Here is a 14,524-nt window from a genome sequence, read left to right as displayed (position 1 = left end):
TTATGAATATGAACGTGATAATTTATCATAACCCACTATTTTATAACAAAAAATAAATTAACCATTGCATTAAAAATAAGATACCCACTCCATAAAAAGTGCCCAGAAAAATATAACATCCATTTTGACAACAGCATTATTACCGGATTTATCATCTTCCCTGGCATGGAGTGAAACAATGTTCGGCATTATTATCTCTGTCATCGTTTTATTAACGATGGGTTACTTGATCCTCAAAAACTACAAACCCCAGGTCGTGCTGGCCGCAGCCGGGATCTTCCTGATGATCTGCGGCGTCTGGCTGGGTTACGGCATGCTGGTCGCTGACGATAAAAGTAGCGGCTATCTCCTGGTCGATATTTACAACGAAATTCTGCGTATGCTCTCAAATCGGGCGGCAGGGCTGGGGTTATCTATCATGGCGGTGGGCGGTTATGCCCGTTATATGGACAGAATGGGGGCCAGCAGAGCGATGGTTAGCCTGTTAAGCCGACCGCTGAAGCTAATCCGTTCCCCCTATGTCGTGCTGGCCGCCACCTATGTGATTGGTCAGATCATGGCGCAGTTCATTACCAGCGCTTCCGGGTTAGGCATGCTGCTGATGGTGACGCTTTTCCCAACGCTGGTCAGTCTTGGCGTGAGTCGATTATCCGCGGTTGCGGTCATTGCTACTTCGATGTCGATTGAATGGGGCATTCTGGAAACTAACTCTATTTTTGCCGCGCAGGTCGCGGGCATGAAAATCGCCACCTACTTCTTCCATTATCAGCTCCCCGTCGCCTCATGCGTTATTGTCGCTGTCGCCATTGCGCATTTTTTCGTACAGCGCCGATTTGATAAAAAAACGTTACCGGAAAACAACGGGTTCGCTGAGCAAAAGACGCTGGAAGATGTGCCCCCGCTGTATTATGCCATTTTACCGGTGATGCCGCTGATCCTGATGCTGGGTTCACTGTTGCTGGCACATATGGGATTAATGCAGGCAGAGCTGAATCTGGTGGTGGTGATGCTCATGAGCATGACGCTGACCATGTTTGTCGAATTCCTGCATAAACATAATCTGCGCGAAACAATGGATGATGTGCAGGCTTTTTTTGACGGCATGGGGACGCAGTTTGCCAACGTTGTCACGCTGGTGGTCGCCGGTGAGATCTTTGCCAAAGGGTTGACGACTATCGGCACAGTGGACGCCGTGATTAAAGGCGCGGAACACTCCGGCCTTGGCGGCATCGGCGTGATGATCATCATGGCCGTGGTCATCGCCGCCTGCGCGATCGTCATGGGATCAGGCAACGCACCGTTTATGTCTTTTGCCAGCCTGATCCCGGATATTGCCGCCGGGCTGCATATTCCGGCAGTAGTGATGATTATGCCGATGCACTTTGCCACTACGCTGGCCCGCGCGGTATCACCCATTACCGCGGTGATTGTCGTAACTTCAGGGATTGCCGGCGTATCGCCCTTTGAGGTGGTAAAGCGCACCGCTATTCCGATGGCAGTGGGGTTTGTGGTGAATATGATAGTCACCATCGCGCTGTTTTATTGATTGCGGAGCCAGAAAACAGAACAGGCCCGAAAGGGCCTGTTTTTTTATTTCACTATTTATTTCACAACGCGTAGCGCTGGGCGCCCGCCGCGAGGCGGCGGCGGAGTGTCATCCGGATCGTTGTCGTCGCTGTTGTCAGGCTTATCGCCATCAATGACCGACATGACCGTTTCACTCTCAAAACCAGACGCTTCGTTGTCGTCATCATTTAAGCTGGCGACATCTTCGTCGTAGGCGGCTTCCGGTTCAAACATCGTACCGGCGCCGTTTTCACGAGCATAAATAGCCAGAACCGCAGCCAGCGGGACGGAAACCTGACGCGGCACACCACCGAAGCGCGCGTTAAAGCGTACTTCGTCGTTTGCCAGTTCCAGGTTCCCCACCGCGCGCGGTGCAATATTCAGAACTATTTGCCCGTCACGTGCGTATTCCATCGGAACCTGCACGTCCTGGAGCGTCACATCCACCACCAGATGCGGCGTGAGCTGGTTGTCTAACAACCACTCATAGAATGCGCGCAGCAGATACGGACGGCGTGGTGTTAGCTGTGGCAAATCCATACAGGTTAACCCCGGCCCAGACGCATTTCACGTTCAGGCTCAGTCAGAGAAGCCAGGAAAGAATCACGTTCAAAGACGCGAGTCATATAACCTTTCAGTTCTTTCGAACCGGCACCGTTGAATTCAATACCCAACTGCGGTAAACGCCACAGCAGCGGCGCCAGGTAGCAGTCTACCAGGCTGAACTCATCGCTCAGGAAGTAAGGTTTCTGACCGAATACTGGCGCAATTGCCAGCAGCTCTTCGCGCAGACGCTTACGCGCGACCTCGGCTTCAGAAGCGGAACCGTTCACGATGACGTTCATCAGCGTGTACCAGTCTTTTTCGATACGCTGCATGTACAGGCGGCTTTCACCACGCGCAACCGGGTAAACCGGCATCAGCGGCGGATGCGGGAAGCGCTCATCCAGGTATTCCATAATGATGCGAGATTCCCACAGGGTCAGCTCACGATCCACCAGTGTCGGTACGCTCTGATTCGGGTTGAGGTCGATCAGATCCTGAGGTGGATTGTCCTTCTCCACGTGCTCAATCTCGAAACTAACACCTTTTTCAGCCAGCACGATGCGGACCTGATGGCTATAGATGTCAGTAGGACCAGAAAACAGCGTCATTACCGAACGTTTGTTGGCAGCGACAGCCATGAAAACCTCCAGGTATATTCAGAATTTTTACTGCTACCAGCCACTCAGTGACCAGCCAGAAGTGATGTCACCCAGACTCAGGAAAGCCATTACTGTTTAAAATACAAACAAAAAATGAGCGATACCTGACATTTGGGCAGAAAATTGGATGATAGTTTACCAGATTTTGTGACCTTTGTGGTGAGTCGATTCTTGAAATGGGAAAAAAGAGGTGGCAATCAGCGGATTACCGTGGTTCAAGGGAGAGAAATAGTGATAAAAAAACCCGCCGAAGCGGGTTTTTTCGCAAATTGTTGTCTGCCAAAGCAGAAAGCAATTAACGTTTGGAGAACTGCGGACGACGACGTGCTTTACGCAGACCGACTTTCTTACGTTCAACCTGACGAGCATCACGGGTAACGAAGCCAGCTTTACGCAGTTCGCCACGCAGGGATTCGTCGTACTCCATCAGAGCGCGGGTGATACCGTGACGGATCGCACCAGCCTGACCAGAGATACCACCACCTTTAACAGTGATGTACAGATCCAGTTTCTCAACCATGTCGACCAGTTCCAGCGGCTGACGAACTACCATGCGGGCAGTTTCACGACCGAAGTACTGTTCCAGAGAACGTTGGTTGATTACGATTTTACCGTTGCCCGGTTTGATGAAAACGCGAGCTGCGGAACTTTTGCGGCGACCAGTGCCGTAGTATTGATTTTCAGCCATTGCCTATAATCCCGATTAGATGTCAAGAACTTGCGGTTGCTGTGCCGCGTGGTTGTGCTCGTTGCCAGCGTAAACTTTCAGTTTACGGAACATAGCACGACCCAGAGGGCCTTTTGGCAGCATGCCTTTAACCGCGATTTCAAGCACACGCTCAGGACGACGAGCGATCATCTCTTCAAAGGTCGCTTGCTTGATACCACCGATGTGGCCGGTGTGGTGATAGTACACTTTGTCAGTACGCTTGTTGCCAGTTACAGCAACTTTGTCAGCGTTCAGAACGATGATGTAATCACCGGTATCTACGTGCGGAGTGTATTCCGCTTTGTGCTTACCGCGCAGGCGCAGAGCCAGTTCGGAAGCCAGACGACCCAGAGTCTTACCGGTCGCGTCAACAACATACCAGTCGCGTTTTACGGTTTCTGGTTTAGCTGTAAAAGTTTTCATTAAAAGCTTACCCAAATAAATAAGTTACACGTAGGTGTTCACCCAAACGTTTTAGTCAGTTGAGGTTCACACGACAAAGTCCGGCAAACCTACCCCTTCGAATAGCCTATGCCGGCGAGAAAGTTTTGGGAAAAAACTCTCTTGTAACGTGGGGTCGCAAGATTATAGAGAAGTCAGGGTCAAAGATCGACCCCTTTATGTGATTTGCGGCAGGTTTAACCGGCTAAATGTTCCCGCTTCAGGTACTCCTCGCTTTGCATCTCCTGCAAACGCGACAAACAACGCTGAAATTCAAACTTCAGACGTTCGCCCTGGTAGATCTCATATAAGGGAGATGCCGCACTCACCACCAGCTTGACGTGGCGTTCGTAGAACTCATCCACCAGCGCGATAAAGCGCCGCGCTTCGCTTTCCATCAGCATCGTCATGACCGGCACATCGAACAACAGCACCGTGTGAAACAGACGCGACAGCGCAATATAGTCATGCTGACTGCGAGCATCGACGCAGAGCGTGGTGAATGACACCGCCAGCGTTTGGTTTTCGACGGCCAGCGTCTGCATCGGACGATGGTTAATCTCCAGCGTCGGCGCATGTTCACCTTTGGTTCCCGCTAATGCCAGCCACAGCTTATCCATCTGCTGGCGGGTTTCATCATTCAGTGGCGACAACCACAAATGCGCCTGCGTTAAGGTGCGCAGACGATAATCGACGCCGGCATCGACATTCATAATGTCACAATGCTGCTTGATGGCATCAATGGCAGGAAGAAAACGCGTGCGTTGCAAACCGTTACGATACAGTTCGTCAGGCGGAATATTGGAGGTCGCCACCAACGTGATGCCTCGGGCAAACAGCGCCTTCATTAAACCGCCAAGCAGCATGGCGTCGGTGATATCAGAAACAAAAAATTCGTCAAAGCACAGCACGTCCGTTTCGGCCTTAAAGCGGTCGGCAATGATTTCCAGCGGATCGCTATGCCCCTGCAGGGCGGTAAGCTCTTCATGGACGCGCAGCATAAAACGGTGAAAGTGCAAACGCTGTTTACGCCCCCCCGGCAGACTATGGTAGAACAGATCCATCAGCCAGGTCTTTCCACGTCCGACTCCGCCCCACATATACAAACCACGCACCGGCGGGTTGGTCGGCGACTCACGCTTGCCCAGCAATTTGCCAAACCGTGCCATCAGACCACTCTCCTGCGGCGCAGGTCGAGCTGGCGTCGTTAGCGCCTGGAAAATGGTTTCCAGTCGATTCACGGCTTCTTGTTGTACGCTGTCGGGCTGATGAGTGCCCTCTTTAAGGGCTTGCTGGTAACGCGATGTCGGGGAAAGGCTTTGCATGATGTTATTGTTATTCCTTGAGAATCGATGTGCCGTCGCTCACGGTTGACGAAAAAAAGGCCGTTCTACATTACGTGATATAAACACGGGATTCCACTTCTACGGGATTAGCGGTTATAGTGGCATAATCAGGCGCAGGCATGGAGCCTAAAGCCAACACCCTACGGAAACACAAGACAACGGGAGATGTTCATGACCTGGGAATATGCGCTAATTGGGTTAGTCGTCGGTATCATTATTGGTGCTGTAGCCATGCGTTTTGGTAATCGTAAATTACGCCAACAGCAGGCATTGCAGTACGAACTGGAAAAAAATAAAGCTGAGCTGGAAGAGTACCGCGAAGAGCTGGTGAGCCACTTTGCCCGCAGCGCTGAATTGCTGGATAACATGGCGGACGATTATCGTCAGATCTACCAGCATATGGCGAAAAGCTCGAGCAACCTGCTGCCAGGTATGTCGCCGGAAAACAACCCGTTCCGTAATCGTCTGGCAGAGTCCGAAGCTGGCAACGATCAGGCGCCGGTTCAGATGCCGCGTGACTATTCTGAAGGGGCCTCCGGCCTGCTGCGTAGTGGCGCAAAGCGCGACTAAACGCACATCATTAAGAAATTTATTGGGCGCAGTAATTGCGCCCTCCGCTTCTCTTCCCGTCCCAGCTATTATTTAGTCGTTAGCCTCATTGTGACCAAACCGAAAATTCAATAACATCAAACTGTTTTGAATCATCTTCCGTTTACTCAAGGTACGAGAGCAGGATCCATGAAAAAACAAACCCAGCTGTTGAGTGCATTAGCGTTAAGTGTCGGGTTAACTCTCTCGGCGCCATTCCCGGCCGTTGCGTCGATTCCCGGCCAGGTTCCCGGTCAGGCTGCGCTTCCCAGCCTCGCCCCGATGCTGGAGAAAGTGTTACCTGCCGTGGTGAGCGTTAGGGTCGAAGGCACCGCAGTCCAGGGACAGAAAGTCCCGGAAGAGTTTAAAAAGTTTTTTGGTGATGAGCTTCCCGACCAACCTTCACAACCTTTTGAAGGGCTGGGCTCAGGGGTCATTATTGATGCCGCAAAAGGCTACGTCCTGACCAATAACCACGTCATTAATCAGGCGCAAAAAATCAGCGTTCAGCTTAACGATGGCCGAGAGTTCGACGCGAAGCTGATCGGCAGTGACGATCAGAGCGATATCGCCCTGCTGCAAATTCAACACCCCAGTAACCTGACGCAAATTGCCATTGCCGACTCCGACAAACTCCGCGTGGGTGATTTCGCGGTAGCCGTGGGTAACCCGTTCGGTCTCGGGCAAACCGCCACATCCGGTATTGTATCGGCGTTAGGTCGCAGCGGTCTGAACCTGGAGGGTCTGGAAAACTTTATTCAGACCGACGCCTCTATCAACCGGGGAAACTCCGGCGGTGCGTTACTTAACCTCAACGGTGAGTTGATTGGCATTAACACCGCGATTCTGGCGCCCGGCGGCGGCAGCATCGGCATTGGTTTTGCGATTCCGAGCAACATGGCGCGCACGCTGGCGCAACAGTTGATGCAGTTTGGCGAAATCAAACGCGGTCTGTTAGGGATTAAAGGTACCGAAATGACCGCCGACATCGCCAAAGCGTTCAATCTGAATGTGCAACGCGGCGCGTTTGTCAGCGAGGTTCTGCCTAACTCAGGTTCTGCCAAGGCGGGGGTGAAATCCGGTGACGTCATTACCAGTCTCAACGATAAACCACTCAGCAGCTTTGCCGAACTGCGTTCACGCATTGCGACAACTGAACCAGGAACCAAGGTCAAACTGGGGCTACTGCGTAACGGTAAACCGCTGGAGGTTGAAGTCACCCTTGATACCAGCACGTCATCGTCCGCCAGCGCAGAAATGATCGCCCCTGCGTTGCAAGGCGCTACGCTCAGCGATGGTCAGTTAAAAGATGGCACCAAAGGCATCAAAATTGATAACGTTGAAAAAAGTAGCCCAGCCGCGCAGGCCGGTCTGCATAAAGATGACGTTATCATTGGCGTTAACCGCGATCGCGTAAACTCGATTGCCGAAATGCGTAAGGTGCTGGAAACGAAGCCGTCGATCATTGCTCTGCAAGTGGTTCGCGGTAACGAGAGTATTTACCTGCTCCTGCGTTAACGCATTAAACCGGACATCCCCTCCCCGTGTGATGTCCGGTAAACTCGTGATATGCTGCTGCCGTTCCCTTTTTTAATGACGCCGCCATCATGTTTGTGAAGCTTTTACGTTCGGTCGCGATTGGTTTAATCGTCGGTGCCATTCTGCTGGCGGCGATGCCCTCTCTGCGCAAAATTAATACTCTTACCACACCGCAGTTCGACAGTGCAGATGAAACGCCCGCCAGCTATAACCCAGCGGTTCGCCGTGCTGCACCTGCCGTCGTTAACGTTTATAACCGCAGTATGAACAGCACTGCGCATAACCAGCTTGAGATCCGTACGCTCGGCTCAGGCGTTATCATGGATCAGCGCGGCTATATCATTACCAATAAGCACGTCATTAATGATGCTGACCAAATCATCGTCGCATTACAGGATGGACGTGTATTTGAAGCGCTGCTCGTGGGCTCTGATACGTTAACCGACCTTGCGGTGCTGAAAATCAATGCGACTGGCGGACTGCCGACCATCCCCATTAATAACAAGCGTGTGCCGCACATTGGCGATGTGGTGCTCGCCATCGGTAACCCGTACAACCTTGGGCAAACCATTACCCAGGGGATCATTAGCGCCACCGGCCGTATTGGGCTGAACCCGACAGGACGCCAAAACTTCCTGCAAACGGATGCCTCCATCAACCACGGTAACTCCGGCGGTGCGCTGGTTAACTCATTGGGTGAACTGATGGGCATTAATACGCTGTCATTTGATAAGAGTAACGACGGCGAAACCCCGGAAGGTATTGGCTTTGCTATTCCGTTTCAGTTGGCAACCAAAATTATGGATAAGCTGATTCGTGACGGGCGCGTGATTCGCGGCTATATCGGCATCAGCGGTCGTGAAATTGCGCCACTGCACGCGCAAGGCAGCGGGATGGATCAAATTCAGGGGATAGTGGTTAACGAAGTGGCTCCGGACGGTCCGGCAGCCCAGGCAGGTATTCAGGTCAACGATCTGATCATTTCGGTCAATAATAAACCGGCAGTATCCGCTCTTGAGACCATGGATCAGGTGGCCGAAATTCGCCCAGGTTCAGTCATCTCGGTCGTCGTGATGCGCGATGACAAACAGCTGACGCTGCAGGTGACGATTCAGGAATACCCGGCCACCAACTAACGTCACGTCCTGGCTGCCTACTTACCATGAAAAACCGGAGCACATTGGCTCCGGTTTTTATTAGGCGATATCGTAGAGAGTTAGCACGTAATGCCTGATGGCACGCAGCTTTCAGGCCTACAAATACACGCTGGCCTCTCTTCGCGTTACTTAACGAATTCTTCGCCCAGAGTAATATCTTTCTTCAGCGTGTCCAGCATGCCTTCCAGCGCGCTCTGCTCAAACGCGCTCAGCTTACCGATCGACTGACGCTCTTCTACGCCGTTTTTGCCCAGCAGCAACGGCTGAGAGAAGAAGCGAGCATACTGGCCGTCGCCTTCAACGTAAGCACATTCAACCACGCCTTTTTCGCCGCTCAGTGCGCGAACCAGTGACAGGCCGAAACGTGCTGCGGCCTGACCCATAGACAGGGTAGCAGATCCGCCACCGGCTTTAGCTTCCACAACTTCAGTACCCGCGTTCTGGATACGTTTGGTCAGGTCAGCCACTTCTTGCTCGGTGAAGCTCACGCCAGGAATTTGTGACAGCAATGGCAGAATGGTCACGCCAGAGTGGCCGCCAATAACCGGGACTTCAACGTCTCCAGGCTGTTTGCCTTTCAGTTCCGCAACAAAAGTATTGGAGCGGATAATGTCCAGCGTGGTCACGCCAAACAGTTTGTTCTTATCGTATACGCCTGCTTTTTTCAGCACTTCTGCAGCGATAGCAACGGTCGTGTTTACCGGGTTGGTGATGATACCGATACATGCTTTCGGACAGGTTTTAGCAACCTGCTGCACCAGGTTCTTCACGATACCGGCGTTGACGTTGAACAGGTCGGAACGATCCATACCCGGTTTACGCGCGACGCCCGCAGAGATCAGTACCACATCAGCACCTTCCAGTGCAGGGGTAGCGTCTTCGCCGCTGAAGCCTTTGATTTTCACAGCAGTAGGGATATGGCTCAAATCAACGGCCACACCAGGCGTTACTGGAGCGATGTCATACAGGGAGAGTTCTGAACCTGAAGGCAGTTGGGTTTTTAACAGTAATGCTAGCGCCTGACCGATACCACCAGCAGCGCCGAGGACTGCAACTTTCATCCTAAACTCCTTATTATATTGATAAGCAAAGTGTCGATTGCTCCGCGGCGGCGACCTTAATTCACAAATCCAACGAATACAACAACCACGCGTCAAGAATGCGTAGTCACGCAAATTTGGCTTTTATGCATTTAACTTACGTAAAATAAAACCTAAGTTACGTAATTCAAAACCACCCGCACAGTAGAGCAACTTTCCAACAGGTGCTGACAATATACCCTACCCACCTCTCAAAACAACATCAATTTGATAACAATTAATTTACTTTTAACCTTATTTGCGAGCCGTGACACAGGCATGTTTCTTGATAACGAAATTTGATAAAATTCCGCTCTTTCATAACATTATTTCAGCCTTTACCAGGGCAGACCGTTTGCATAAAAATTCATCTGTATGCACAATAATGTTGATTCTACCGCCATATTACGGGTGACTTATGCGAAGCTCGGCAAAACAAGAAGAATTAGTGAAGGCGTTTAAAGCGCTACTTAAAGAAGAAAAGTTCAGCTCTCAGGGCGAAATCGTCCTCGCCTTGCAGGATCAGGGCTTTGATAATATCAATCAGTCCAAGGTTTCACGCATGCTGACCAAGTTTGGCGCCGTGCGTACACGCAATGCGAAAATGGAAATGGTGTACTGCCTGCCGGCTGAGTTGGGGGTGCCGACAACCTCCAGCCCGCTGAAAAATTTGGTACTGGATATCGACTACAACGATGCGGTCGTGGTTATTCACACCAGCCCCGGCGCCGCTCAGTTGATTGCCCGTCTGTTGGATTCGTTGGGTAAAGCGGAAGGTATTTTGGGAACGATTGCCGGTGACGATACCATCTTCACCACGCCAGCTAAGGGTTTTACGGTAAAAGATCTGTACGAAGCCATTCTGGAGCTGTTCGAACAAGAACTGTAATACCTCCTTCCCCGTCGTCTCCCGGCGGGGAAAAACCTCTGCTTCCCCCTCTTGGTTCTATTTTCCACTGCCATTCGTTTAACAAATGGTGCGTTTAACCGCTAAAATTCGTTCACATAGTGAATATGAAGGCTGAAAAACGCACATTTTGCAAAATACAGTATCTCATTGATTTTAATTAATTTAATTCTATATGAATGTTAAAAACGCCAGTTTTAATTCCTTTAAGTTATAAAAAATAATCCCCTTAAAACCTAATAACCACAGAAACAATTAGCGTGGTATTAATTTATCGCGTTATTAGTGTATACTTGATTTTGTGATGAGGGTCACGAAACAAGACCCACAATAAAAGAATTCGACGAGGTAAATATCATGAAAATCAAAACTACTGTTGCAACTTTAAGTCTTCTTTCTGTTCTCTCTTTCGGTGCAAGCGCCGCGGTTACTCAGGTGAACTCACAAGAAGCACAGAACCTGCAATCCATGGGTAGCATCTCTGTATCTCAGATCGGTAGTTCACCAATGGATATGCGTCAGGCTATCGCCGCTAAAGCTGAAAAAGCGGGTGCCAGCAGCTATCGCGTCACTGAACTCCGTGAAGGTGCTCACTGGCACGCGACTGCAGAACTGTACAAATAAACCCTCGTCGTCTAAACCGACGACTTGCCCCCGCCTGCCGGGGGCTTTTTTATACCTTACATTGAGTGACGAACATTAAAACGCAACTGCCCTTCCAGCTCTTCTTCCGCTTCATCGAACAGTAATATTAATGCGCCATATCGCCTGCGTAGTTTGTCCGGCAAATGGACAAATTCAATCTCCACCGGCAGCGGCAAGACATCTCCGGTAACGACCTCCCACAGAGAATCTAAATCGACCACTTTTTCCCGGGTCAGACCAAATGCGCGCGTGAACTCGCGGTAGAAATCACCCTGGTCTTCTATCTCGTCAAAATCAAACGTATAGATGTTCATCTATAGCCACCATCCCGACGCCAGTCACTCTACGGACCACCAATATGCAGGGCCTCCCGCATTTCAGGTAAGTATAGCCATAAAAAAACCGACGCTTCTGGCATCGGTTTTTTGTGCTTAATTGCTGGTCAGCGCGTGCTGGTATTTGTGTAGCATCCCACTGAGTCGTTTTACCGGCTCGGTCACCTGTGGAGGGGCTTGCCAGATGATTAACTTCTCCTGATAGATCTCAAGCTCTTCCAGCAACTGGCTAAAGTAGCGGCGGCGTTTATCGTCATTTCCTGCTGAAATCACATGATCGGCGGTGCGACGCAACTGGCGATGGAAGGCAGATAAATCCTCATTTACCGGTACCGGCGCATCGCGCAGACGCTGATGCGCGATAATCATCGTCAGCGCCAGGCGAAACTTCGCCAGGTCGCCGGGGAATTTGTTCATCAGTAAAAACAACTGCTGATAAAGCGCCGGAAGGTGGTTTTCTTTACGACGAACCACGTTGGTAGTCATTGCAGAAACCGCCGCGGAGACAAACTGGTTGAGTAACACGCGACCAGTTCTGTCCCGCGAGTTATCGCGCACCAGCAGAATGACGATAAATGCCAGCACACAACCAACAATCTGCCCCAGCGCACTGTCAAGAAACTGGCTAAAGTGGAAAGTCATCGGGTTATCCAGCACGATGATATTAATGGTGCTGGCCAGCGCGCCCATCGATCCCAGCCGTCGTTTCTGCACCTCGATTCCCAGAAAGAATCCCAGCACGGCCAGGCTCAGACACAACAACAGCATACTTTGCTGCGTATTGGGGATAATCACCAGAAAATAGAGCGCCCCGAGTGGTAATGCCGCCAACGTACCGTAAATAAAATCTATCGCCACCATCCGAGGGTTAGGCAGGCGCATTGCCAGCGAGGTGACAACCGCAATCATCACCATCGCGCCGCTGCCGGATGTCCAGCCAGTCCACAGCCAGAATAAGGTGCCCAGCACACAGGAGAGCGTGGTACGCCAGAAGTTGACCATCGCATGGTGACGCTCGGCGGACTCCACTTTCACTACCGGCTCGCCTTGCAGGATCTCTTCTTCCGTCGCGCTAATTTTTGTATTACTCACCACACCGCGTTTCAGTAGCAAGTAGCGCGTCGCCGCACCTGCCCAGCTATAAATCGTTACCGGTGTTTCACGTTCGCCAGTCCAGACAATAACCCGACGCATCCGCTTCAACTGTTTATGGACATCCTGCACCGTTTCAACCGGCGTATCGAACAACTCGCGGAAGGTGTCGGTGATAAGTTCCGGGCGGGTATTTTGAATAAGGTAAGTTTCACAGGACTGAGTAATGAGCGTGAGCGACAGCGTGTTCAATGCTTTGAGTCTGCGATTAGCACGCACCCAACGTGAAGACTCCATATTGAGGTTGCTGCGCATGCCCTCCAGCGCCGCCGTTCGGCGGACTAAATCGCCCCAGGCTTTGTCCACTTCTTCGCTGTCGCCATGCTTTATACACAACTGCATAAGCTGATACTGCGCCACCAGCAGGCTGTCCAGTTCGACATCAATTTCCTGTTTCACCGAGCGGGGCGAAAAGAGCAGATCGGCAACAATGGCGCAGACAATCCCCATCACAATCTCGCTGCAACGCTCAAGTGCAAATTGCGGCGTCAACAACGGTTCAGCCTGGATAGTAATGACGATGATCAGCGCCGTATAACCCGAAAGTCCCCAGGCATAGGAATTCTCGATCTTCACCAGCGACGAGATCCAGGTACAAAAACCGGCCCAGATACAACACACCAGGATCATCAACAACGGAGCGCGGATCATGCTGATAATAATGATCAGGGCGGCAATACAGCCAATAAATGTGCCGACGATACGCAGCATCCCACGGTAGCGGATAGCGCCTGAATAGGGTTCCCCACCGGCGGCAAAAGCCGGGCCTGCTGCCACAATTGCTGCGGTTAACACCGCCCAACGCGGAGTCTCAAGCTGAAAGTGAAAACCAACGAACAGCGCCAGGACAATTGCGCACGCCAGTTTTACCGCGAAGCGGATATGCTGGTTAGCAATGGAAAAAATACCCATCGCAATTAACCGAACTCGCGCAGGCGGTGCGCCATTTTACGGAAGAAGGATTCCTGACTGGCATCGCGATCCTGCTTACCGGTGATAACAACGGTAGCCGTCGTCCCGGCTGGCCACAGGGTTCCCTGCTGCTCATCAAGACGAATGCGCACCGGTACACGCTGTGCCAGACGGACCCATTCAAGATTGGAATCAATGGTCGCCATACCTTTTGCGTCTCGCGTGCTGCTGGCATTCGTTACGCCAGCCGCCACGCTATCAACGGTACCCTTCAACACATTATTGCTACCAAGCGGGGTAATTTCAGCGCGATATCCAGGGCGTACGCCTTCCAGCTTGGTTTCTTCCATATACGCCAGGACATAGAACGAGTGCTGTTTTACCAGCGCTACCGCCGTGGAGCCACGGGTAATAAATTCGCCGCTGTAAACATTCAGGTTAGTCACCCAACCATCCGCTGGCGCACGAATAACGGTACGTTCAAGATCCAATTTTGCCAAATCGCGGGTCGCTTGCGCCTTCGCCAACTGGTGTAATACGGTTTGCAGTACGTTGTTAGACTGATCAATCTCTTCACGAGACATGGCCTGCACGCCCAGACGGTTACGACGACCGGCTTCCTGACGTTTTTCCTGCGCCAGAACCTGGTAATAAGAGACGTCGGCTTCAGCCTGTTCGAGGGCTTTTTTATAGCGCGGTTGGTCGATGGTAAACAGCACCTGATCCTTTTTCACCAGTTGGTTATCATGGACGTTAACGTTGGAAATAAGACCCGCAACGTCCGGCGCAATGGCGACGACATCAGCGCTGAAACGCGCATCACGCGTCCATGGCGACTCGGTGTAGAACACCCATGCGCGAAAAATAGCAATGAAGGCCAGAATGACCAGTACGAGAGTCATGGCCGTACGGGAGAGTTTTTTTGTTAGTGTTTTCACTTCAA

At 51.4% G+C, this 14,524-nt stretch carries 15 protein-coding genes; 6 read left to right on the top strand and 9 right to left on the bottom strand.

The genetic code is table 11. The features are described 5' to 3' along the window. The first annotated feature begins 178 nt into the window (after positions 1–178). Entirely contained in the window at positions 179–1,546 is a 1,368-nt protein-coding gene (dcuC, locus tag OGV69_RS02855) for an anaerobic C4-dicarboxylate transporter DcuC (protein WP_069324410.1), read from the top strand. A 56-nt stretch (positions 1,547–1,602) separates the two neighbouring features. Here the strand turns inward: dcuC and sspB are convergent, their stop codons facing one another. The 5 genes from sspB to zapE form a co-directional block, all read right to left on the bottom strand. Beyond that, positions 1,603–2,106, bottom strand: a complete 504-nt coding sequence (sspB, locus tag OGV69_RS02850) for a ClpXP protease specificity-enhancing factor (RefSeq protein ID WP_038634317.1) — start codon at positions 2,104–2,106, stop codon at positions 1,603–1,605. A 5-nt stretch (positions 2,107–2,111) separates the two neighbouring features. Beyond that, on the bottom strand, positions 2,112–2,750 hold the full coding sequence (gene sspA, locus OGV69_RS02845; protein ID WP_003025132.1) for a stringent starvation protein SspA: 639 nt from the start codon (positions 2,748–2,750) through the stop codon (positions 2,112–2,114). Positions 2,751–3,066: 316 nt separating this feature from the next. Further along, positions 3,067–3,459: a 30S ribosomal protein S9 gene (gene rpsI, locus OGV69_RS02840; protein WP_000829815.1), complete on the bottom strand. Its 393-nt coding sequence runs from the start codon at positions 3,457–3,459 to the stop codon at positions 3,067–3,069. A 15-nt stretch (positions 3,460–3,474) separates the two neighbouring features. Beyond that, the gene (rplM, locus tag OGV69_RS02835; RefSeq protein WP_003025141.1) at positions 3,475–3,903 is read right to left on the bottom strand and encodes a 50S ribosomal protein L13; all 429 of its coding nucleotides are present in this window, start codon (positions 3,901–3,903) and stop codon (positions 3,475–3,477) included. A 215-nt stretch (positions 3,904–4,118) separates the two neighbouring features. Further along, positions 4,119–5,246, bottom strand: a complete 1,128-nt coding sequence (zapE, locus tag OGV69_RS02830) for a cell division protein ZapE (protein WP_038634326.1) — start codon at positions 5,244–5,246, stop codon at positions 4,119–4,121. 192 nt (positions 5,247–5,438) lie between these two features. On the opposite strand from zapE, the gene zapG reads away from it, so the two are divergent. From zapG to degS, 3 genes are all read left to right on the top strand, one after another. Beyond that, positions 5,439–5,837 carry a Z-ring associated protein ZapG gene (gene zapG / locus OGV69_RS02825; protein WP_003025147.1) on the top strand — a complete coding sequence of 133 codons (399 nt, stop codon included), beginning with the start codon at positions 5,439–5,441 and terminating at the stop codon, positions 5,835–5,837. Positions 5,838–6,005: 168 nt separating this feature from the next. Next, complete coding sequence (gene degQ / locus OGV69_RS02820; protein ID WP_069324411.1) at positions 6,006–7,373, top strand: serine endoprotease DegQ; 1,368 nt, start codon at positions 6,006–6,008, stop codon at positions 7,371–7,373. Positions 7,374–7,462: 89 nt separating this feature from the next. Then, on the top strand, positions 7,463–8,530 hold the full coding sequence (gene degS, locus OGV69_RS02815) for an outer membrane-stress sensor serine endopeptidase DegS (RefSeq protein ID WP_038634334.1): 1,068 nt from the start codon (positions 7,463–7,465) through the stop codon (positions 8,528–8,530). Positions 8,531–8,676: 146 nt separating this feature from the next. On the opposite strand, the gene mdh is transcribed toward degS, so the two are convergent. Next, positions 8,677–9,612 (bottom strand): malate dehydrogenase, encoded by a 936-nt coding sequence (gene mdh / locus OGV69_RS02810; RefSeq protein ID WP_069324412.1) that lies wholly within the window; start codon positions 9,610–9,612, stop codon positions 8,677–8,679. Positions 9,613–10,048: 436 nt separating this feature from the next. On the opposite strand from mdh, the gene argR reads away from it, so the two are divergent. Then, a complete protein-coding gene (gene argR, locus OGV69_RS02805) occupies positions 10,049–10,519 on the top strand; it encodes a transcriptional regulator ArgR (protein ID WP_003025162.1) in 471 nt (156 codons plus the stop codon). A 375-nt stretch (positions 10,520–10,894) separates the two neighbouring features. Further along, positions 10,895–11,161 carry a peroxide/acid stress response protein YhcN gene (gene yhcN, locus OGV69_RS02800; RefSeq protein WP_038634340.1) on the top strand — a complete coding sequence of 89 codons (267 nt, stop codon included), beginning with the start codon at positions 10,895–10,897 and terminating at the stop codon, positions 11,159–11,161. A gap of 56 nt (positions 11,162–11,217) precedes the next feature. Here the strand turns inward: yhcN and OGV69_RS02795 are convergent, their stop codons facing one another. The 3 genes from OGV69_RS02795 to aaeA form a co-directional block, all read right to left on the bottom strand. Then, the gene (locus OGV69_RS02795; RefSeq protein WP_038634342.1) at positions 11,218–11,496 is read right to left on the bottom strand and encodes a barstar family protein; all 279 of its coding nucleotides are present in this window, start codon (positions 11,494–11,496) and stop codon (positions 11,218–11,220) included. A gap of 117 nt (positions 11,497–11,613) precedes the next feature. After that, positions 11,614–13,581: a p-hydroxybenzoic acid efflux pump subunit AaeB gene (aaeB, locus tag OGV69_RS02790; RefSeq protein WP_038634345.1), complete on the bottom strand. Its 1,968-nt coding sequence runs from the start codon at positions 13,579–13,581 to the stop codon at positions 11,614–11,616. Between the two features lie 5 nt (positions 13,582–13,586). Further along, positions 13,587–14,519, bottom strand: coding sequence for a p-hydroxybenzoic acid efflux pump subunit AaeA (gene aaeA / locus OGV69_RS02785; RefSeq protein ID WP_038634348.1), 933 nt, complete (start codon positions 14,517–14,519; stop codon positions 13,587–13,589). Positions 14,520–14,524: the final 5 nt, after the last annotated feature.

The organism is Citrobacter sp. Cc139, assembly GCF_030334645.1.
GTDB classification, from domain to species: domain Bacteria; phylum Pseudomonadota; class Gammaproteobacteria; order Enterobacterales; family Enterobacteriaceae; genus Citrobacter; species Citrobacter werkmanii.
Note: the sequence above shows the minus strand (reverse complement) of the source record. Positions and strands in the feature narration are given on the sequence as shown.